Here is a 21,159-nt window from a genome sequence, read left to right as displayed (position 1 = left end):
TCCAGGTCCCAGAAAAGCCAATGCCCCGACAAGTCGGGGCATTGGTTTTTTTATGAGCGAGTGGTCGGTTTGTATCGTTTTGTATCTGCGCTTTGGATAGATACACAGCGATTCCTTTAAGTCGGTTGATGACACATACGGGATACCTGCGGGGCTCTAAATGAACCCAACGAGAAGGCGCAAACCTTCTTCAATGGATGACTCATTTAACTCGCGGCTATCTCTGCGCGTTTCGCGACGTTGTCGACCAATGACTTATAGGAAATTCAAAATGCCTGCAGCTACGTTCGGTTTCACCTGGCGCCATTGTCTGGCTTCTTCCGTGAGAATGGGCGCTTTGGGGTTGGCCCTGATAGCCGGCAGCGGTGGTGCCTGGGCTGCTGGCCCGGCCGCCGATGCGTCAATTGCCTCGGCCTCGACCAATCCCGAATCGATTAGACCTTATCGAATTCACGTCGATGAAGCGCAATTGACCGATCTGAAAAAGCGCATTGCGGCGACCCGCTGGCCGGACAAAGAGACCGTCAGTGACGTTTCCCAAGGCGTGCAGCTGGCCCAGGTCCAGGCGCTGGTGAAGTATTGGGGCAGCGGCTATGACTGGCGCAAGGCCGAAGCGAAGCTCAATGCGCTGCCTGAATTCATCACGACTATCGACGGCGTGGATATTCAATTCATCCATGTTCGCTCGCCAAACCCCAACGCGATGCCGCTGCTTCTGACACACGGATGGCCTGGCTCACAGTTTGAGTTCCTGAAGACGATCGGCCCTCTGACGGATCCCGTTGCTTACGGCGGTAAGGTTGAAGATTCGTTCGACGTGATCATTCCATCGATTCCGGGACACGGTTTTTCCGGTAAGCCAACTGAATTGGGCTGGGGGCCGGATCGGGTCGCGAAGGCTTGGGATGTGCTCATCAAGCGTCTGGGTTATACCCACTATGTTTCCCAGGGCGGAGATCACGGTTCGGTCATATCGGATGCATTGGGCCGCCTGAGTCCGCCGGGGCTGTTGGGCATTCACTTGAACATGCCGGCCACCATCCCGCCCGAATTGGTCAAGCCGATCAATAGTGGTGACCCGGCCCCTGTCGGGCTCACAGAGCCTGAACGCAAGGCGTTTGATTCCTTGAGCACCTTCTTCGGCCGCAATGCAGCATACGGCGCGATGATGGTTACGCGCCCGCAGACTATCGGTTACCTGCTGGCCGATTCGCCTACCGGAACTGCCGCGTGGATGTACGAAAAAATCGCCGCGTGGACGGACAGTGATGGCCAGCCTGAACGGGTATTGACCCGTGACGAGATGCTGGACGATATCAGCCTGTACTGGCTGACGAACAAGGAGGCCATCGGCAAGGATTACCCGATGACCGTGACAGACATTCCCGGGCCGATCAAACATTTCCAGGTCCATCTGAAACTGGCCGACGGCAGCCCGGTGACCATCGACGTGCGCCCCTCGATGGTGCCGTTGTCGCCGTGGCTGCCGGTGGTTTTGCTGGGCCAGTTGGCCTTGATGATTCTATGCACGTGGCTGGCTGTGCGTATTGCCATACGCCCGCTGACCCGCCTGGCCCAGGCCGTGGAAAACCTTGATCCCAACACTCACCCGGTGCATCTGGATGAACAAGGCCCGACCGAAGTCGCACACGCTGCCATCGCCTTCAATGCCATGCAGGCGCGCATTGCGGCCTATCTGAAAGAACGCATGCAACTGCTGGCGGCGATTTCCCACGACCTGCAAACCCCGATCACGCGCATGAAGCTGCGTGCCGAGTTGATGGACGACTGCGGTGACAAAGACAAATTGTGGAATGACCTCGGCGAGATGGAACATCTGGTGCGTGAAGGCGTTGCCTATGCCCGCAGCGTGCATGGCGCCACCGAGGAAAGCCGCCGTACCGATCTTGATTCATTCCTCGACAGCCTCGTGTTCGACTACCAGGACATGGGCAAGGACGTGCAGCTCAGCGGCAAAAGCAACGCACTGATTCACACGCGGCCCCACGCGCTGCGCCGAGTGCTAGTAAACCTCACGGATAACGCGCTCAAATTCGCCGGTGCAGCGCAACTGCGGGTGGAGCCGAAGGAGGGCGACAGCCTCTCGGTGACCGTGATGGATCGTGGTCCCGGCATTGCCGAAGAGGAGCTGGCCCGTGTGATTGAGCCATTTTACCGCGTGGAAAATTCGCGCAACCGCAGCACCGGCGGCACGGGCCTGGGCCTGGCTATCGCCCAGCAACTGGCACAAGCACTCGGCGGCACCCTGACCTTGAGAAATCGCGAAGGCGGCGGACTGTGCGCTGAACTGAGATTACCGACGCGCTCATCGTAGGAGGAGCGAAGCGTCGCTAGTCAACTGTGCTTTGAATCTGGATGTGGAAGAGTTGATCAACGCGAGTTTCATCAAGCGCTCAGCGGTAGTCGTTGACCTGAAGAGAAACGGCATTATGGACATGGCCCGTTGTGAGAGTAGGCGTAAAAACGAATTCGTCGAATCAGTGACTTACGTAGCTCATGAACCTATAAGGCATAACACTTCATTTAACAAGTGGGCGATGTTAGATGTTCATAAGCAGGTCAACAGCCCAAGAATACTAGCTCAATACCCTTGAAATGAACGCAACTGTTCACCGATTGATGTTCATAGACCCAGCTTTCCCCGTCATTAGCCTCGTCAACCCGAGCTTTATTCGTCCTTCCAGTGTTGCTGGAGGTATGTTCGATGGTGGCACGGGTTACGCTTGCGTGGCGTCTAGAGAATCCGAGGCGATTCAGTACAACAGGAATCCTGGAACCGCTTGATAGGCCAAAAAAAGGCCGCTATTGAAAGCGGCCGTCTGACTAAAGAGCATTTCGATAAATCATTCCAAGTCAGGCGGATGCTACCGATCTGTTACCCGAGCTGTGCTGCGGATAGCTTAAGGAAGAACCCGAGTAATCGCCTGATATCCACTGGCAACATCGAAGCAGTGTTTCGCTGTACCTGGAATACGATCCAGTATGCGCCTGAGCATATCTGGATCGTCTTTGAAAACCGTCATCCAAATGGACCAGAAACCTTGGATCTGCAACACAATTTGATCGCGCATCTTTGGGTGATCCAACTCAAAAAGGTTCTGCTTCGATTCCAGCGCGATGTCCCATGCCTCGCGCCGGTTGTTCCAACGACGGTCGGATGCTTCATTTTCCTGATCATTAACGCTAGGAACTTTGTGTAGACCAACAAGGCGGATCGTGCGAGTGGCTCGAACATTGTCATGCCCTGGTGCGGCTTCGACCAACCCACCTTGCTTGTAGATTAAGGCAAGAAAGGTGTTGTCCCGATCCGGCCACATGTAGTCATCGAGCACAACGTCCTTATTGTCCTTCGTGCTATTGCAATTTGTACACGCAAGTAAAAAGTTGTCCCAACTTAGCTCGCGAACCAGGTCATTCGCGATGGCGCCCGGCGGTTTCTTCGGCTGGACATGCTCGATGGCCAAACTAGTATCAAGATGCACTTCACAATAGGAACAACATTCGCCGAGTCGCTCGATAAGCTTACCCCGAGCCATTGCGTAAGCTTTAAATACGACAACCCTTCCATCTGCTCCAGTGGGGCAGGCCCCGCGAATGACTGGTCTCATTCATCATCCGCCTTAGGGTTTCCCTCAGGAGCACCATCGATACCCGAAACCAATCGCTTCATTGTCAAAAAGGCGTGATAGGCAACGTTGTCACTAAATGGATCGGACAGTGCGTCAAGGTCTGCTTTAATAGCTTCCTTCTGCTCATCACTCACATCTCCAGCAGCATCATTGAGCAGCCGGAAGTATTCAATGGCCGCCTCATGCATTTTCTGGTAACGCTCCCCACGCTGCGGCACCGGAATCTTCATGACCTCTTCGGTGATGTCCTCAATAGATCGATTAGCGTATTTTGCCTCCGAAGCGGGAGCGGCAATACCATCAGGAATCGAGTTCGCTTGAGCGGGTTTTAACCCCCGCTCCAGGTCTATAACTTCCCCCGGCTCTAGAGACTGCAAGATGAAAGGGGAATGAGAGGAGACAACAAACTGCAGAAGCGGAAATGCATTTTTCAGGTCCGAAACCACACGACGCTGCCACTTAGGGTGCAGATGCAAATCAATTTCATCGATCAACACGATCCCTTGAGTTTTGATAGCTGCATCCACACCTAAATGCGGGTTTAAGCGTGAGGCACGGTGCGCGATGTCCGCAATGATGCCAACCATATTGCGATACCCATCACTGAGATCATCAAACGGCATTAAGCCTTCATGATCCAACGCAATCATCAGGTGATCGTAACCCGCGTCGAAATAGAAATTTTGCGCACCAGGAATACAAGAGGTCACCGCATTGGTCACCGCATCCAGTGCAGGTATGTCTTTCCCTTTTTGTATCTTTGCCATAGATAAGCGTTTGAACCATTTCTCAAACGCTTTGTGATCCGATTTCGGATCGAGGCAATAACGGTAGCCCGTTAGGCGGGAAGACGGGCTGTCCGCCACTACATCATCATGCTTATCCCATAGTCGCCCCGCGCCGTAGTAAAGCAGCAGCGGAAGATTCACATGAGGCTGATGTATAACGCGCTCACGCGCTTCTGCACCAACCCTGACGAAATCCTTAGCCTTCTTACCACGGTCACCCAGATCTCGCCGCCAGCGAATGGGCGGTTCTTCGTTCGTTTGACAGACAGCCTCCAGCCAGACCTCCGTAAATGCCTCACGGAACACCTGACCTTCGACCTCTTGAAAAACAGCTCGCGCATCCGAGTCCTTGATCGTGCCGCCACCAGTCGTCAGTTTGCCGCCCTGAAAGTAAGTGTTGAGCAGCATCGCCAGTGCGTCGAGTATGGTCGTTTTGCCCTTACCATTGTTACCAATCAGGACGTTGAACTGGGGATTGAACTGGAGATAGGCTTCGTCGTACTTTCGGAAGTTGTGCAGCACTAATTCAGTGATTTTCATGAGTTACCAAACTGGGTGAGTACGAACTTCAGGGCCAGCTTGAGTTCTAGGAAGGTGCTGCCGCTCTAAAATCTCTGCGGCCCGGCCTCACACGTAGGATCTGCAAGCGGGAATGTTGAGTCACGTCGATGAGTCGATGATAGCAAGATACAGCGCCTTAAGCCTCAATTCGAAACGGGTTGCTAACGAGGTATGGTCACACGGCTACTCGCTCTGAACTCAGCTTCGCAAGCGAGCAATAACAACGATGTAGCTACGCGCCCGATTGAGGCCAACACCTTTGTAGTAGGTGCTCAGGAGCAATGGGTCAACCACAGCACAAACCCAGCCATCCCTCGAACCCTGCCTGAATAATCCTGTAGTGCATACGCTTTTTCTAGCCCTGGCAGGCCATCAGATTGATCTTATCAAAGAGGGTAATTGGACCAACATGATCCGACATCGTGTTGACTTGGCAGGTGGCCACTACTCTCGAGGTACCCCAAGATCTTTTGCCCAATCGACTGGCCATAGCCTGTATTTTAAGACCGCGTCAGCAAGCTGGTATCGCCATTTAAGAGCGCGCGGTTGAATCGCCCCAGGGGGGGCGCACATCACCTACAGGTGCAGGCCACTAGGCCGTCCTCGTCGAGATTCGGCCGAGCAATCCTTGGATCCAAAATATCTTTCAATTAAAACCGACTTCGGGCTAATCTGCATCAGTAATGGCTCCATGCCATCCTCAGAGATAGATCGTCGAGAAAATTAAATTGGATATAAAAATAGTTACCGTTTTACATCAAGGCGATGAGAAAAAAGAATACATTGTGCTTCAAGCATTAGATAAATGCAATTTAAAGCCTTATATGATTCTTGATAACACCTACGACACTGATGGAGTCGCGAGCAATAAACATCGCCACGTATTTAAGTTCCCTGACTGGACAGTTGAAAAAAATGAGTACATTTTTCTAACCACCAAGCCTGGCTTAAACAAAAAAGGGCAAACTAATACGAAGGAGCCCGCCAGCTATCTGTATTGGGGTTTGAATAGCCCTGTATGGAATCAAAGCGGAGATAAAGTTCATTTAGTAAAAATTACAGATTCAACCGTATTCAACGTGCCAAGCGTAGTCTAGTTTTTCACTCCGAATCAATCAAACCTCGTGGGCAAGGTTTGATTTTTTTCAGAATTTACGTAATTTTTTCATCGTGTGCATTGATGGTAGATGCGAATACTACAAGGAGAGTTTCTTGACCGCAAAAAAATTTATTACGACGATCAAACAGATTCCTGTTGGCCAGGGTGGATTCCTCATAGGCCAAATAGAGGATGAACATTCACGAATTTTCACCTACGCTTTCGATTGCGGCTCGATCAATCGAGAGCACTTCGAACAAGGGCTGAAGATGTGTTCGCTTCAAAAAATTGACATACTATTTGTATCACATTTAGATGTGGACCATGTAAGTGGAATTGATGCACTGGCAGCACAGGTGCAGATTGACATGGTCGTTCTTCCCTGTCTGGACGCTCTTCACCTCACAATGATCGCATGTGAAGCAGCAGGAAACTCTACACTTCGATTGTCGACTCAGTCGTTTTTGACAGACCCCTTTGGATGGTTAGTCGATCGGGGGGTCAAGGAAATCATTCAAGTACAGCGCGCAGACGATACACTTAATGTAATTCCTTATGAGCCTGATCCAGAAGGGCAACCCGATAGCATTATAGTGCCCGTGCCCGAAGGCGGTGACCCGAGTCGCCCATACACAATCAGATCAGAAATGGTAGAGGAAGCTAAATCTGTTCGTTCAGGTGCCGGTACTGTCCGAACACTCGGGGAACATACATCGATCTCTGTGGAGGTAAAGGGTAAATCAATTCCTTCATGGCTGCTCGTCCCTTATGTGCATCCATTTCCCAAAGAAGCTATCGCGAGCTTTAGAAGAGCTGTAGGAAAACAGTTTCCTCATACATTCGCGGGGCGTTCACTGGCATCAAAAGCCTTTACTAAAAAACTGATCCAGTTGTTAAGTGACAAGGCAAGCTGCGAAGAATTGAAAGCTTGCTACTCCATCATATCAAGAGATCACAATAAAATCTCACTGAGTCTGTATTCAGGGCCTCAAGCTCACAAAAACAACTTGAAAATCTCTCGAACCAATAAAAACTTCGATTGGCCATTCCCTAAGCCTTATCAAATAATTCACTCGGAAGATACACTTATAAGAAAAAACGGTGGTGCGTGGATTTGTACGGGTGATGCAAATTTAAACCAGCGCGGTACGAGATCGGCGTGGCTTAAGAGGTTCGGCAAGCTCCTAAAGAATGTAGATGTTTTTATTTTGCCCCACCATGGCAGCAACGATAGCATTCACGATGAGGTTATCAAGAAACTAAATAACTCAGAGATGATTGTTTGCGCAGCAGCCGGTCGTGAAAAACACCCCCACAATTTGTTGCTGGGTCGGCTGCGCAGTTACGAAAGCAGCCTTTGGCATGTTTCGGAGAATCCTGAAAGCGGTTTTACATTAAAGGTATCTTTTTCAGTTTGAATATGGTGAAAGGCGCTCACGGGGTGATCACCGGACTCCCTGAGCGCTTTTTTCTCACTACGAACAACCTAATCCCCATGAACAGTATTCGTTACGTGCTTTCGAACCAAGCTTCAACAAAAAGCTGGCATCACCGAATCCCGACAAGCTTCATACATCGATAATGCATTGAAATCGAAATTCAACAACACCAACAGCAGGAATCGAACGTTTTATCCGTATCAACAGCCCCCACCCGCCCGTTGAGCTTTCTCAGATTAATAACGCAACGGCCCTTGATCTGAATCTGTACCTCACGCTCATCCCGCGAGCTAGTCGCGTCGTAACCAGCCTGTCTTGCGCAGTGCAAATTCAAGCCTAGCGTCCGCACATGATGTCACCGTCGAACTTTCTCTCTTACGAGATTGATCGCAAGCCGAGTTTGTAGTGGTCAACTAATCCCGGACACGACGTTAAGTTTTTTCTCGGCCTGAGCCGGTGGCAGCCCACCATTAAATTGGTGCGGTCGAATCCAGTTGTATCGGTGCATCAAAAAATGGCTGATATCCCGCTGAGCTTGTTGGACCGTCGTGTAGCCCATGGTCGGTATCCACTCGGTTTTCAGGCTCCTGAACACCCGCTCCATCGGCGCGTTGACGCTCCTATGTCAACAAGATCGAGCTGAATCGGCTAAATCTGCCAGGATCAAAGGGTATAGCTCCCTGACGATATAGCGCTTTAAACAGCGCTGGATTTCTTTGGAAGACAAACCTTCAGCACTACGACGGGCGACGTAGCTTTGGGTTTTGGGATCACCTCGCATGCGTACCATCGCAATGGTCCATAGGGCGTTGTTCGCAGACCGATTCCCACCTCTGTTTAAACGATGTCTCACCGTTTTACCCGAGGATGTCCGGTTTCATTAGACCACTACAATGAGCGCCGTCTGTGTTTGCGAAACCGAGAGGAACTTTACATCCATATCTACACCACCTTTTTCTATTGATCTAAACTCGGCGCACTTCTGAGAGCGTCAGGACAGGCGGACGGCTCGTGCAGCAACCGGAAAATAGAGCCATCGCTGGCTCACGGGCTTGCCGGTTGCGCTGAGAAGGGCATGGCCATAGGATTCTAGCTGTGGCCCATGCAAGGCTATCAGGTCGTCGTCTCTGGCTGACCCCACGGGGTTCGACTTGTGGTCCACCAGAATCCAGCCGTCTGGCAACTCCACCAGCAAATCGATGCGGCCCCGGATACGAGTGCCGTTCGGGCCATCTGCTTCGATGGGTACCTCGACGTAAACGGGACAGTCGGGCCAGCGCTTGGCTATCCAAGCTTGGAACGCTGAGGTCTGGGTGCACACGGCATCCTTATCTACAGAACCAGCCACGGCCCAGGTCTTCAGAATGCCCTCGACGTCAGGGGGAGAAATACCGCCAAGCACGCCTGCGCGTGCGATACATAGATGAAGCGCCGTGCCCAGCGATGCCATGTCGGGCTTGCCTGCCAGGCTTAGCCGAACTCCGACGGCGTCGGTCTCGACAACCGTGAATGCACCGCCCGAAGCAGAGCTCGGTCGGTGCCACAAAGGTTCGGCCTGCACGCGCGGACGAGTTGTAAACCAGTGGCAAGCCTCCGGGGCTTTGGCAGGTGGCTCCGTTGAGCACTCATCCTTGTTCCAGGACTTAGATAGCCTGGAAAGCTGTTTGCCTTCGGAAGTCGTTATTATTTCTGAGTCACCGAACAACAGCTCGGCTGCACCTTTAATCTCGCCGACCCAGGCGCGGCCTGGGCCTGACCTGCGCACGAAAGATAGTGCGACGTTCATGTCACGTGCACGGGTCAGGCCCACATATAGAAGACGCTTGTTCTCCGCCAATGCCTCTGCCTGCATGGCTTGGCCAGTTACGCTGGCTTCGGCATTGAGTGCGGCTTGGGGCTGGGACCGCTTGCCCCAGCTCTTTAACCAGCAGTGGACGAAGCGGTTGGCGAGTGGCTGCTGCGGGTCGAAGTCTCCAACTGTCCTCGCGCGCACGCCCCAAAGCGAAGTACGTGCTATCGCATCGAGGCTTGTCAGCACGACGACTGGCCACTCCAGTCCCTTTGCCCCGTGATAAGTGAGAACCGAGACTGCGTTGTCTGCTGAAGTTGCCCGATTATCATCCTCTTGGCTAGCGAGTTCGTCCAGCCAACGAAGCATGCCGCTAACCGTCGCTGGCCGCTTCGCGGCGACGCACTCGTCCTCGAAAGTCTTTCCGAGCTCGACCAGTGCCTCGACGTTGGACATCCGGTTGCGGCTCTCGTGGGGGAAGTGGACCATTGACCGACCAGTCTTGCTACTTGGGACTCGGCAGCAGCAAGTCGCAGCACTTCCAGTGGCGTCAAAGCCATTAGCGTCGGACGCAGTGTTTCCAATCGGGCAATTAGTTTATGGGCGCTATCGCCCGTCGTGAGCCACTCGTATGGCTTGGCCTCGTCCGTTGCGAGATGCTGCAGCCTGTCTGCAAGCCAGGTTTCGATCGGAGTGCTGTCAGCCAGGGTTAGAACCAGCGCGGTGGCGACAGTGTCGGTTGGGTCGCTCATACGCCTCAGGCAGGCCATGACATAGATGGCTTCGGCAGTTCCCAATAAGCCGGAGCGTGGGCTGGCTGACGGGATGCCCCAGTGGGTGAGCGACGTAACGGCAAATTCGACCTGGTCGTTGTAGCGACAAAGCACTCCTATATCACCGGACTGAATCGGACGGAGCTCCTTGGTGTCCTTGTCTTCGACCTTGGCCCCGGACTCCAGCAGCTCGCGGATGGCCTGGCCAAGACATAGGTAATCCGAGTCGTTTCGGCTGCTCTCGAAGTTCCAGTTCAACAGCGCGGGCTGGTCCGGAATGTCCTTGCGCAGTGGCTGCAACCGAACCTGTTCGGGCGTCAGCTCGGGCTCGAACGCAGAGATGAATAGACCATTAGTGAGCGAGACCAGGCTTTCGTTGGAGCGCCTGGAGGTGTCCAGGACCTTCCCTAAGATTCCGCCCCAGCCCTTGATGGCGTTGAGAACGCCGGAAATGAGGCTTGCGTCAGTTCCGCGGAAGCCATAGATAGCCTGCTTGGGGTCGCCGACCCACACCGACTTCTTAGCCAGCTTGGCCAGCTCGATGAAAAGCGCCAGCTGGAGAGGGCTGGTGTCCTGGAACTCATCAACCATGATGAGATCCAGTTCTGCCGCCAAGACTTCCCGGACAGATGGCTTTGTCCTCAACGCACGTAGCAGCAACACCTCTTGGTCGCTGAAGTCGACGGCACCCAGCGCCTTCTTAGCCTGCTCGTAGGCATTGAGAACGTCGGCGGCGAGGTTGAATATCTGGTCAAGGTACTGGCGGACTTCGGCATGAAAGGCCGGGTGAGACTCGTGGACCTGCGCTGCGGATTTGACTGGCGCCACGATATCTCTGACCTTGGCGCCGGCGTCAAATCCGGCTGCGCCGATCCAGTCGGGCCAGCACCAGCGGCCTTCACGGAAGAGTCGATCTAGCTTCTGAAGTCCCTCTAGGCCTTTTAATAGGTTGTCTGCAACTTTGGCACCGACAGCTTGCTGCTGTTCTACGTATGCCGCTACCCCCTTGTGTGCTTCGGCCAGCGCAGTCGCCAATGCTTCGGTTGGGTCCAGCCCAGTAGCCGGAGCAGGCCAATTCGTGAGCATCGCGTCCGCGTTCTGGGAACCCATCACTCGAAGCTCCTCCGGTCCAATATCGTTGTCGAGCGCGGCCTTAACGACAGCCTCAACAGTCTTGGACCAGTCCGCCTGCTCAATGCCGAACCGCTCTGTGAGCCGAACAAGCTCCGTTTGAGCGTCGGCTTCCATCGACTCGGCAAGTGTAGCTTTGAGCAGTCTCTTGGATTGACCTTCGCCCAATACAGTCTGATCGGGAGACAGGCCCAGCTCAAAGCAGAAACGCTTGAGCATCTGGCCGCAAACGCTATTGACGGTGCCCAAGCGGGCCTGGCCGATAGCTGTGGCCAGGTCTATACGTCCATTTTCAAGCAGCCAGGAGCGGGCGCGTTCGCGCAGCTCGGTAGCGGCCTTCACGGTGAAGGTCGTGGCCAAGATGGCGTGAGGGCGCGCTGTGCCCGATTCGAGAGCTTGAGCGAGTGTTTCGGTCAGCTTGTAGGTCTTGCCACTGCCGGCGCCTGCACTGATGAATTCGATGCTGTTCATCATTTCCAGCCTCCCAGCAAGATAAGGTGGTCTCGGTCCCATTTGTTTGGACCGTTGACCGGAAGGGTTCCCTCAGGGCCTTGGAACTCGTCACTCGGATCTTCCGGAACGACTTCGATGGTCCCCGCATCCAACTGCTGTTTGCGCCACTCCCACGTGGTGCGGGCACGGTCTAGTAGGTTGGAGACGGTTACGCCGTCGGGCGGTCTTCTGACTTGCGCTTTTGGGAAAATGTCGGCAGCGGTGATGTACAGTCCGCCGCTTTCTAGGATGAAATAGCCAAGCGCGGCGGGTGCGACACCGCTTGTTTGCTCTATGAGGCTGGAGTAGAGCGCCAACTGTAGGTGCTCACCAGAGCGAAGCAGCCCGGCGTAGTAGGTATCGCCTCTCCACTTTATGTCCAAGGCGACAGTTCGCTTGTCACCAAGCGTGACCAAGAGATCAATTTTGCCGATCAGCGGAACTGCTCCCAAGGTTCCTCTGAACTCCACTTCAGTCTGAACCTGAATGGCACCTGCGAGCCTGAGGTGATCGAGGAGACTCCCTATGGCTCGTTCGCAAACCTTCCGGAAGTGTTGCTGCGTTACCCCCGCACCCTGCATAAGCAGTACAGCGCCTTCAGTCAGCAACAGCGAGTCGGCTTCGGCGCGGAACCAAGCAATGGCATCGGCGTTTGACCAACTCAAGGCATTGTTGTGCGCGAAGAGTTTCTCGAGCACCCGATGAGCGAGGATGCCCAGCAGGCGGTTGCCCTCATCAACCCCCAGGACTGAAGTAGGATCTAGCTTCGCCACTCGTTTCAAAACGAATAGAGCCGCGTCATTGAAGAGCTCGTTGAGCGTAGTAAACGACTGTGAGGCGTCGCCGAGCTGCACGGGATGAGGGAGTTGGATGTGTCGTGGAATAGCGGGCAGCGCCTGAGGTGCAAGCACCTCGGCGGTTACCCCGAGAAGCGTGGAGTTGAGTGCAGTGTCCAAGTCAAGCGAAGTGGACTCGATATCCGGTACGAGCTTCTTAATAAGCTGGCGAATCGGATGTATTTCTGTACCAGGAGGAGGGCAGACGATGATGAATCTTTTTCTCGCGGCAAGTAGTGGCCGCAGCCACTTCAGTGCTAACGACACGAGTTCACGCGCCGGGTCTCGCAACTGCACACCTGATTGAGTCAGAGCGTTCACCTCGGCAGGAGACCAAGGTAGAGGCGAGGGCAGGGCAGGCGTCGACGGCATCCACCAGATCACTTCATCAGCTGCTTCGATGCACGCGGCTGCCGTACTGGTCGAGCGCATGCAACCAACTTGGGAAACCGCAGTGGGGTCGGTTGCTCCGGCGGGTGTGGCGTGGGCAACCAACTGCTCAACTTCTCGAGGCAATAGCGTAGCCATACCTTGCCGAGCCAGCTCGATTAACGCTTCTTTAACAGCCGCACATTGGCTATGCGCCGCAACAAAGCTTGCCGCGTCAGCGGGCTCACCTGAGAGGCGACGCCGCATAGCCTCCTGCATCCGATCGACACGAGCAATCAGTGCATCTAGCGGCACGCCAACTGTGCGTGACCAGCGCTCTGACTCCAGCCAGAAGGTGATTTCATTTGTCACTTCCTGGGCATCGTCACCTGCAGCGATCCTGTTCTTGACCGTCGTCCAAGCTTCGCCGCCTATCCCGGGTTAGTTGGCGACAGCGCGTGCGAGCTTGCTTCTCGCAGCGCGACTGAATGGGCCGACCGGATGGGTCAGGAAGTCCAACAATCGGTTCATGTCCACTGGGTCCCAGCACAGCTCCAATGCAAGGGATAGAGCCTGAAGGGCTGGGCGGAGCTGACTAGGGCGTTCGAACCCGCAGTTGACGTTGCCAGTCACGGACAGCGATACGTCCAACGAGTCTCCAGCCTCCTCGGCCAAGATCATTCGGTCTTCGGGCATGTGCGCGTGTTGCATGCTTAGCCAGTGTTCGGCAGTAGTGGCTGCGAGGGTGTGTACCAGCAAAACGCTCCCGTCGGTCTGCACGGCCAAACTCCCCGCAGAGCCTCCGTTCAGTACGGTCAGGGCGTGCTCCTGCACCTCGCGAAGTTGGCCTGCTCCCTGTGGTTCAGGAAGGCGAACTTCAACCTCGGGCAGGTAATCCAACACCTGTTGCCAGAGGCGCGGGAAGTCCTCCGGCGGGTCAACCAGGTGAACTGACTTGATGGGACCAGGGCCGGAAGCACTCAGAGTGTATATCACCAGATGCAAGCGTTCGGCCTCTCCTGGCGGTAGAGCTGCGAGAGCGGCGTTTTCGACGGCTGCAAGGTCCTGGATTCGCGGTGGGTGCTCCGGGTTCGCGCAACCGTCCCAGCCGCCAAGCCGCCACTCGTCACGCCAAGCAAGGAGGCGCGCGGCCGTACCGATACTGTCGACTTTCAAGGACTCACTGTAGAAGCGCGAGCCGTTGTCATTGGCCCGCAGCAGACCAGAGTAGATGGTCACGCGTCTGGCCGCTGAGGCTTCTGGCGCGCTTAGACCAAGGTAGGTCTCCAGCAGTGACAGAAAACCGAGGCGACCGACTATCGGGCTATTGAAGAAGTTCGTTGGGGACGGTCCCTGACGGGCATCCAAGAAAAGGCCAAAAGTGATGTGCATGCTGCGCTGACTTCCTTGACGGCAATCGAATGCAGGTGTCCTATTGCATCTTGTTCCCCTGCTCCTAGTCGACAAGACTAACCGAAAGTCAGCATTCGCGTACCGTTATTGGCCTCTGTTTGACTGATTGAAGGAGCGCCACCACTTGGCAACCATTTACTGCAACCTCGCAAGAAATATCGGTTTTCCGTCACGCACTGGGCGCCGTTCGCTCTGGATGAATCACCGCCTACAAGCATTGGCTGTGGTGGTTACGCACTAGAATGGAAATAGCACGGCCTATTCGCGCAGACTGGAACGCGTGCAAGTTGCCAGCACATGGCTTACCTCGCCCTGGACTGTACGCAGAGCGGGCTGAATGAGCATGAGTTCGAACAATCTTGCGCCTCACTATAATAAGATGTGAAACCAGCCGGGGAGTGGAGCCTAGCCACATGGAGAAGTACACGTTTATTGATCGGTATTTTCACAGCCAGCGCGAACTGTTGGACATCAGGCATTCTGAGGAGCGGGACATCAACACGCTGTTTACCTACCTGAATAACCTCCACTCTACGGCTGATAAGCTGCTTGAGCTATTCAACTGCAGCATCAAAACTGCTCCAGAATTCAAAATACTCCGGCTTATCAGAAACTATTTTCACCATGTCGACGACGTTGACGAAATTCGTCTCCGTGTCAAGGTCGAGGAAAATGTTCTCGTTAGCCATTCGCAACACCTTCTAATACCACTAGAAGTGCTCGCAAAAAGCGTGAAATCATTTATCGATAACACGATACCTGACGAAAAAAACAAAAATTACAAAGCCAAATTGCGATTCATTCAAAGGGAAATGAGTAATATCGCTGAGATCTTCGACTACGCCGCAAATCTCACGAAAGACCTCGAAATGTTCTGCCAAAAGCCTAGCCTAAGGCTTGACGGAAGGGTCTACGAACTCGGATTTGATATGTACAAATTCGTTTTCAACATTACGAATACTATTGCAGACAAATGCCGAGAAATCCCAGAGCTACGCGAAAAGAAGGTAATCCTGGAGCTCGATTGGTCTTATCGCGCTGAAAACAACATTGGCAAACACGACGTTTTTTGCAGCCCGTCCAACGTACCAATCACCACCACCGAAGGCTTCGTATACGCTAAGGACATTGATCTGGTTCGTTAACTTGCTTGCTGTGAACCGCCTGCGTTTGCAGCCCGCGGAAGCAATGCGCTGGTTCGACAACTCACTGGATTTTCAATCGCGGTTACCAACCCCTCGAAATTTGGTGGTGTCGGCGTACGCGGAAGGTTTCATCTACCTGTTCCGCACCGACGCTTCTGCGCTGACATTCACTCGTATTGTGGCGCAGTGGCAAAACACGATGCGCCCGTTATGCCGGCTCACTCTCATTGGCCTGTTCCTGGCCAGTGGCGGTTGCTTCTTGTGGTTTGTCTTCCTACAGCTGAAGATTCTCCTGCCGAATCTGCTTTGAGTTGCTGTCTGACGAAGTCTCAGCGGCAGGCAGTGAGCCTGCCGCATCAAACTCCCAAGCAAGAACCTAATTCAGGCTTGAGGGGAGGTTGGAGTGGGCGGTTTGACCGGCTCCGCCTCACCAGCCCGAGTCTGTCCACTCCGGGTTTTATCAATGCCCCACACCGCCTTCGCGACCTCCTCAATTTTCGCCACGAACTTGTCGACGTTGAAGCCGGCTATGAAGGCCAGTGCGAAAAATCCAATTTCGCTTGCTCCGGCGTTCGCGGTCGACTCCAGTACCAACAAGCCTGCCTTCAAGAAGAGGTAGCTCACCGCACCGGCGATTGTGCTGGTGATGGGGCGGATGAAATACCAGACGTGCCAGTCCGGATCCCAGCGCTTGTGGACGCACTTGTTGAGGTAAATCGCACGGAAGCAGTACAGGGCACCGCCAACGTAGGCGATCGCGCCACACATCAACGGCACTCTCAGAGGCCTATAGGGCTCAGAAAGCCAACCCAGAGCCATCGCACCGATGGAGTAGGTCGCGAAGACCAGAAGTGCCAGCAGATAGATGATGATGACGATCGTCAGATCTGTCTTTGGCTTGGCTGAAGTGGTTTCACTCATCTTCTGCTGACTCCTTGCGAGCATTCTCAATCCGAAGCATCACAATCTGCTGATGCTCACTGACCGGGTCGCCTGGCTTCACATTCAGGTTCAGCCGGCGGTTTAGGTAATACAACTGTGGCTTGCGAGCTCTGAGCCGAGCTTCGCCATTCACCATCTGGTAATCGTGCTCGATTGCTTTTTGCTTTTGTGGCGGGTAGCTCGGATTCGGGCCGATCACCACATCGATGAAGGTCTCCCATTCAACGTCCTCTGGCACCTCTGAAGGAGGGGCAAACGAAGTCTTCAGGGCGTTGATGCGACCTAAAACGAAATCCTTGAATATCCCTGACTTGAAGCAGAAGGCGCGGGTGTGCCAACGAAAGCCGTCATGGGCGAACGATGTGGGGAAGATAGTCCGAACAGCTGGCTCGTCGAAATTGGTCATTGATCGATAGTCGACGTCCACTGCCTCGCCTGCCTGGAGCGCCCTGATGAGCTTGATCAGGATCTGTTGATCAACCTGCCTCATGGGAGAAGGTAGGTTCGCCACTGGGGGCGCCCAGCCGATGAAACTATCCGTTGGGGCGATATTGCCTATGCCACGCTGCTGTAGCTCATTTAGATAGTGCGCTGGATCCGGGTTGGTCAAGACGGGTTTGAAGTCAGGGCCTGCCACGTACGCTTTCAGCGTTCGGTCATAGGCCATGTTGTCAGGAGCGAGTTCTTGATAGGTCGCGAAATCCAATGACGCTTGAGGAACAGAAATCCCAAAAAAAATGGTCAGGTCTGAGCGATTGAGTTTTCGCTCCCACAGCAGCCGAAAATCTATAAATTCAAGGCGGCGTTCCTGGCCCCAGCGTCCGGTACGAGTAGCGGTAGCAGTCATCTGAAATCAGCCTGGTAGGTAATTGGTATAAAAAATATTCGAATAGTATCTAGACGGGTTGAGTTTCTATACGTATCTTACAGTATCTGTAGCATTTCTCAAAGATGGCCCAGTGCCCGGGGAGGGATATATGGCTGCCAAGGTGACGTTTTTTCAAGTGGGTACCGGTGACATGACGTTGATCCGGTTGGCCGATACGTTGGTCACCACCATTCTGATTGACTCGCGGATCCGCCAGGCTGCGGACAACCCAGACGATGACACTCCTGACGTGGGCAGGGCATTGCGAGAGCGGCTGCAGTGGGATGTCAAAGACCGCCCATTCGTCAACGCCTTCCTATTGAGTCATCCTGACCAAGACCACTGTGCAGGCCTGAGAAATCACTTCTGGCTTGGCGATCCTGCGGACTACCCTGACGACGGCAAGGATCGTTGGGAGAGGCGGATTTTGATCCGTGAAATGTGGTCGTCGCCTCTGGTATTCCGTCGGAGTTCGAAGAACCACATCCTCTGTGACGACGCGAAAGCTTTCGATAAAGAAGCGCGGCGGCGAGTGATCTACTGGCGCAATTATCGCATTGCAGGTGATGGGAACCGCATTCGCATCATGGGCGAAGACAACCAGGGGAAGACTGACGATCTTGGCCCAATCCTGGTTAAAGCCGGCCAGACTTTCAGCCAGATCGCAGGTGAAAACCTTCCGCAGTTTTTCACCTCGCACCTGCTCGCACCGGCACCGCATGAAGATGATGCGGATCTTGAAGAAGACCTGACAAAAAACGAATCGAGCGTGATCATGAATATTCAGATCTCGCCGTCGGCTTACTCGCAAACCAAAACCAAATTCCTTGTTGGCGGTGACGCTGAGGTATTGATCTGGGAGCGGATGTGGAGTCATTACGAGTCCACGCCCGAGGTGCTTGAATATGATCTGCTCCTAGCTCCGCACCACTGTTCCTGGCACACGCTTTCGTGGGACAGCTGGTCGGGCAAGGGCGAGAACGCCAAGGTAAGTTGGGATGCCCGTCAAGCCCTGAGCCAGGCACGCAATGGTGCAACGATCGTTTCCAGCAGTGTTGAGATTCTCGACGATTATTGCGATCCACCCTGCATCCGGGCGAAGCGTGAGTATCAGGGCATCCTGGACGAAGTTGATGGTTGGTTCTCTTGCACTGGGGATCTCGGTGAGAAGGCTTGCATGGACTTCGAGGTTCGGTCGGATGGTAAGGTCAAACTGCTGGCCGTTGCTGCAGCGCTTGCTGGAGCTGTACCGAGTTCCGTAGCGGCGTCGATTCCGCCACGCGCTGGCAAGTTCAAATGATCGATTACTACGAGCTCGGTGAGGTTTTGGACTGTGCAGATGAGGATCACCTCTATCCCCATACCCAGGCACTCCTCAAAGCTTTACGTGCTTGTCCCTACACCGATGTTCGAGAAATCAGGAAGGACAAACCAGGGACGATAATCAGCGAATACATTGTCATCGATGCCGGCGACGGTACAGTGGATTCGGGTAATCTCGGAGGAGTCAGGCGACGCGAGCGATTGGCGGTCGGTGTAAACCCCGACTTCCGCGTGCCGGTAGTAGTCTACACGCTGCGCAAAGACTTCCCTGTGCTGTCGCACCAGCATCCACCTTCCATAGGCGGGGCTAGGGTGCTTTGTCTGTACGACAGCAATTGGTCGACGGTCGAGCGAACCTGGACGCCGGAGCGTTTCATCGCTCGAATGTTCTGGTGGTTGCGAGAGTCTGCTCTGTTGAAACTGCACCGGAGTGATCAGCCGGTTGAGCAGCTTTTTTACATGAGCCCTTACCAGCTTATCCTGCCTTCCAACTATACCGATTACGCAAAATCGGGTAGCAACACGTTGACCATTTGCAAAGTGGATGTAGGTGACTCGATCATCTTGAGGGCCGATCCCACTCGGCCAGGCGACCAGTCGAAGCTGGTCAGGATGGTCTCAATGGTGGTCAATCCTGTGGGATCCCCAACGTTGGCTCGCTATCCAGAGACCTTGGGTGATCTGCATGATCAACTCGTAAGCTGGGGCAGCGACCTCTATCAGTCGCTTCATGCGACCGTTTACGACGCCATTGAAGGCGGTGTTTCTGCTGCTCCCGCCCAAGGCCAAGGTGTACTCATTACTGTCTGGATTCCGCGCGTACGCGACGGCGAGGCTGAACGCTTTGACGTAGCTGGGTACATGCTGGACGTCTCTCTGTTTGACCTAGCAACGGCCCTAGATATGCTAGGCCCCCCTGATTCGAAAGGGCTGAGTCACCGTAGCGTGATCCTCGGTGGAGCTGGCAGTATTGCCTGGCGATTGATCCCGCTCATGTCGGTAGAAGTTCGAAGTGCTCTCACAGCCAAAGTCGCTCGTGATCTATCGGGCACCCCTGAGGAGAACAGTGACATCCAAGGCGTCCTGGCCGGGGTGGGGGCGTTAGGTAGCGTGTTGGCTGATCTATGGATTCGCCAAGGCTGGGGGCGATGGACGTTCATAGACCCTGATCGGGTGCTGCCTCACAATTTATGCCGCCATGTGGCGTTCGATTTATACATTGGCCGGCCAAAGGTCAACGTAGTGAGGGATCTGGCTGTAGAAATCTTTCCGAACTGGGATCCACCCAAGGCAATTGCCAAAAGCATACTTGAGGATACCGAGGAGATCGCCTCGTCGTTGAGCGTTGCCCAAATCTTGGTGGATGTAACGACAACGTTGGAGGCACCACGTGAGCTCGCCCGTAGACCGGAAGCTCCCCGCACCGTGAGCTTGTTCGTTACACCTTCAGGTCTCTCAAGTGTGATGATTCTCGAAGATCAGGACAGGCTTCGGCGCATTGACGGTCTGGAGGGACAGTACTACCGAGCGATACTGGAAAGCGAGTGGGGTCATCAGCACTTGGCCCAGCCTCTGGGGGATCGCTGGGTGGGCGGTGGCTGTCGTGACATTTCGGTAAGGATGTCGGGTGAATCTATTCATGGTCATGCAGGAATTCTTTCCAGGCAGCTTCGGCAGTCAGTCGCCAAGTCGCAGGCAAGGATTTGTGTCTGGGAATCAGATGACCGATCCGGATCAGTTACCGCTCATGAGATCGACACCGCGCAAGTGCATACTGCGCAATCATCTGGCTGGACGGTGAAGTACGACGAGTCACTGGTTCAGAAATTGTACACCGCTCGACAGAAGGCCCTTCCGAACGAAACGGGTGGCGCAATCCTCGGCGTCACGGATCTCAAAACGAAGACGATTGTCATTGTTGACGTTCTGCCGGCACCGCCGGACAGCGAGGCCAGTCCGAGCCATTTCATTAGAGGGCAAGAGGGCCAGGCAGAAGCGCTGGAGGTAGTACACAAGCGTACTGCTGGCATGGTGGATTATGTGGGCGAATGGCATTCGCATCCCGACGGTTGTCCGGCTCGCCCGAGTGAGCTCGACGAGAATTTGCTGAGTACCCTGCATAGGCAGATGAGCGTTGAAGGATTGCCAGCGCTGATGGTGATCGCTGCCAAAGGTGCTGTAGGGATCTTTGTGTGTTGATTCACCAAGCACCCAGGCCCACTGCTCGTCAGTAGCCATGAGATGAACCTTTTGGCTAATAGAGGAGGCAGTGGGATGATGCCTCCCGCCGTCGGGGTAGAAATCGTATTTTTCTCTATCGGGCGAACTCTGGTGGGGGAATGCGTTGACGGCGTGATCCAGCAGGTTTTCTCATCACCCCTTTCAAGCGCTCAGCAGGACCTTCTAACTCGGACGGCGACTGAATCGCCCTGCGTTTTGTAGATACCTCGCTTCCCTAAACTGAGGCCGAGTACGAGGAGCCCTCAGCAAGCCGCGTCTGGTTGAAAACACAACGGCGATAAAAGGGTGAATACGAGGGAA

At 54.3% G+C, this 21,159-nt stretch carries 13 protein-coding genes and 5 pseudogenes; 8 read left to right on the top strand and 10 right to left on the bottom strand.

Annotated features, from left to right (window positions below; genetic code table 11):
• Positions 1–271: 271 nt before the first annotated feature.
• A pseudogene (locus FXO12_RS28715) lies at positions 272–1,348 on the top strand (epoxide hydrolase family protein); the annotation flags it as partial.
• Positions 1,340–2,335, top strand: a pseudogene (locus tag FXO12_RS28710) (sensor histidine kinase); the annotation flags it as partial. The pseudogenes FXO12_RS28715 and FXO12_RS28710, both read left to right, overlap by 9 nt.
• A 586-nt stretch (positions 2,336–2,921) precedes the next feature.
• Here FXO12_RS28710 and FXO12_RS04980 read toward each other — a convergent pair.
• Both FXO12_RS04980 and FXO12_RS04975 read right to left on the bottom strand, forming a co-directional pair.
• Positions 2,922–3,629: an HNH endonuclease gene (locus tag FXO12_RS04980; RefSeq protein WP_069075997.1), complete on the bottom strand. Its 708-nt coding sequence runs from the start codon at positions 3,627–3,629 to the stop codon at positions 2,922–2,924.
• Positions 3,626–4,978: an AAA family ATPase gene (locus tag FXO12_RS04975; RefSeq protein WP_160049577.1), complete on the bottom strand. Its 1,353-nt coding sequence runs from the start codon at positions 4,976–4,978 to the stop codon at positions 3,626–3,628. Before FXO12_RS04975 ends, FXO12_RS04980 begins: the two co-directional genes overlap by 4 nt.
• A 749-nt stretch (positions 4,979–5,727) precedes the next feature.
• On the opposite strand from FXO12_RS04975, the gene FXO12_RS04970 reads away from it, so the two are divergent.
• Together FXO12_RS04970 and FXO12_RS04965 are read left to right on the top strand one after the other, a co-directional pair.
• Positions 5,728–6,096: a hypothetical protein gene (locus FXO12_RS04970; RefSeq protein WP_155766395.1), complete on the top strand. Its 369-nt coding sequence runs from the start codon at positions 5,728–5,730 to the stop codon at positions 6,094–6,096.
• 115 nt (positions 6,097–6,211) lie between these two features.
• Positions 6,212–7,516, top strand: a complete 1,305-nt coding sequence (locus FXO12_RS04965) for an MBL fold metallo-hydrolase (RefSeq protein WP_155766396.1) — start codon at positions 6,212–6,214, stop codon at positions 7,514–7,516.
• A gap of 430 nt (positions 7,517–7,946) precedes the next feature.
• Here the strand turns inward: FXO12_RS04965 and FXO12_RS04960 are convergent.
• From FXO12_RS04960 to FXO12_RS28900, 6 genes and pseudogenes are all read right to left on the bottom strand, one after another.
• Positions 7,947–8,150, bottom strand: a pseudogene (locus FXO12_RS04960) (integrase core domain-containing protein); the annotation flags it as partial.
• Positions 8,151–8,162: 12 nt separating this feature from the next.
• Positions 8,163–8,405 (bottom strand): annotated as a pseudogene (locus FXO12_RS04955) (transposase); the annotation flags it as partial.
• A 123-nt stretch (positions 8,406–8,528) separates the two neighbouring features.
• Positions 8,529–9,782, bottom strand: coding sequence for a 3'-5' exonuclease (locus tag FXO12_RS04950; RefSeq protein WP_160049576.1), 1,254 nt, complete (start codon positions 9,780–9,782; stop codon positions 8,529–8,531).
• A gap of 821 nt (positions 9,783–10,603) precedes the next feature.
• Positions 10,604–11,701 (bottom strand): annotated as a pseudogene (locus FXO12_RS28910) (UvrD-helicase domain-containing protein); the annotation flags it as partial.
• A complete protein-coding gene (locus FXO12_RS28905; protein WP_256678922.1) occupies positions 11,701–13,299 on the bottom strand; it encodes a PD-(D/E)XK nuclease family protein in 1,599 nt (532 codons plus the stop codon). The pseudogene FXO12_RS28910 and the gene FXO12_RS28905, both read right to left, overlap by 1 nt.
• Positions 13,300–13,368: 69 nt before the next feature.
• Positions 13,369–14,319: a hypothetical protein gene (locus FXO12_RS28900; protein WP_256678920.1), complete on the bottom strand. Its 951-nt coding sequence runs from the start codon at positions 14,317–14,319 to the stop codon at positions 13,369–13,371.
• Positions 14,320–14,753: 434 nt separating this feature from the next.
• Here FXO12_RS28900 and FXO12_RS04935 point away from each other — a divergent pair, with 434 nt between their 5' ends.
• Together FXO12_RS04935 and FXO12_RS04930 are read left to right on the top strand one after the other, a co-directional pair.
• Positions 14,754–15,485 carry a hypothetical protein gene (locus FXO12_RS04935; RefSeq protein WP_160049574.1) on the top strand — a complete coding sequence of 244 codons (732 nt, stop codon included), beginning with the start codon at positions 14,754–14,756 and terminating at the stop codon, positions 15,483–15,485.
• A 1-nt stretch (position 15,486) separates the two neighbouring features.
• Complete coding sequence (locus tag FXO12_RS04930) at positions 15,487–15,795, top strand: hypothetical protein (protein ID WP_155766398.1); 309 nt, start codon at positions 15,487–15,489, stop codon at positions 15,793–15,795.
• A 71-nt stretch (positions 15,796–15,866) separates the two neighbouring features.
• Here the strand turns inward: FXO12_RS04930 and FXO12_RS04925 are convergent, their stop codons facing one another.
• Both FXO12_RS04925 and FXO12_RS04920 read right to left on the bottom strand, forming a co-directional pair.
• The gene (locus tag FXO12_RS04925) at positions 15,867–16,406 is read right to left on the bottom strand and encodes a hypothetical protein (protein ID WP_050572377.1); all 540 of its coding nucleotides are present in this window, start codon (positions 16,404–16,406) and stop codon (positions 15,867–15,869) included.
• A complete protein-coding gene (locus FXO12_RS04920; protein ID WP_069076003.1) occupies positions 16,399–17,274 on the bottom strand; it encodes a WYL domain-containing protein in 876 nt (291 codons plus the stop codon). The genes FXO12_RS04925 and FXO12_RS04920 overlap by 8 nt, the downstream gene beginning before the upstream one ends.
• A 130-nt stretch (positions 17,275–17,404) precedes the next feature.
• On the opposite strand from FXO12_RS04920, the gene FXO12_RS04915 reads away from it, so the two are divergent.
• Complete coding sequence (locus FXO12_RS04915; protein WP_160049573.1) at positions 17,405–18,595, top strand: metallohydrolase; 1,191 nt, start codon at positions 17,405–17,407, stop codon at positions 18,593–18,595.
• Positions 18,592–20,817: a Mov34/MPN/PAD-1 family protein gene (locus FXO12_RS04910; RefSeq protein WP_160049572.1), complete on the top strand. Its 2,226-nt coding sequence runs from the start codon at positions 18,592–18,594 to the stop codon at positions 20,815–20,817. Before FXO12_RS04915 ends, FXO12_RS04910 begins: the two co-directional genes overlap by 4 nt.
• Positions 20,818–21,159 lie beyond the last annotated feature (342 nt).

Origin of the sequence: Pseudomonas sp. J380 (assembly GCF_009827115.1) — a bacterium.
Lineage (GTDB): Bacteria > Pseudomonadota > Gammaproteobacteria > Pseudomonadales > Pseudomonadaceae > Aquipseudomonas > Aquipseudomonas paracarnis.
Note: the sequence above shows the minus strand (reverse complement) of the source record. Positions and strands in the feature narration are given on the sequence as shown.

Coding starts and splice junctions, on each gene's coding strand:
- FXO12_RS04980 (WP_069075997.1), bottom strand. CDS start 3,629: ATGAGACCAGTCATTCGCGGGGCCTGCCCCACTGGAGCAGATGGAAGG.
- FXO12_RS04975 (WP_160049577.1), bottom strand. CDS start 4,978: ATGAAAATCACTGAATTAGTGCTGCACAACTTCCGAAAGTACGACGAA.
- FXO12_RS04950 (WP_160049576.1), bottom strand. CDS start 9,782: ATGTCCAACGTCGAGGCACTGGTCGAGCTCGGAAAGACTTTCGAGGAC.
- FXO12_RS28900 (WP_256678920.1), bottom strand. CDS start 14,319: ATGCACATCACTTTTGGCCTTTTCTTGGATGCCCGTCAGGGACCGTCC.
- FXO12_RS04935 (WP_160049574.1), top strand. CDS start 14,754: ATGGAGAAGTACACGTTTATTGATCGGTATTTTCACAGCCAGCGCGAA.
- FXO12_RS04925 (WP_050572377.1), bottom strand. CDS start 16,406: ATGAGTGAAACCACTTCAGCCAAGCCAAAGACAGATCTGACGATCGTC.
- FXO12_RS04920 (WP_069076003.1), bottom strand. CDS start 17,274: ATGACTGCTACCGCTACTCGTACCGGACGCTGGGGCCAGGAACGCCGC.
- FXO12_RS04915 (WP_160049573.1), top strand. CDS start 17,405: ATGGCTGCCAAGGTGACGTTTTTTCAAGTGGGTACCGGTGACATGACG.
- FXO12_RS04910 (WP_160049572.1), top strand. CDS start 18,592: ATGATCGATTACTACGAGCTCGGTGAGGTTTTGGACTGTGCAGATGAG.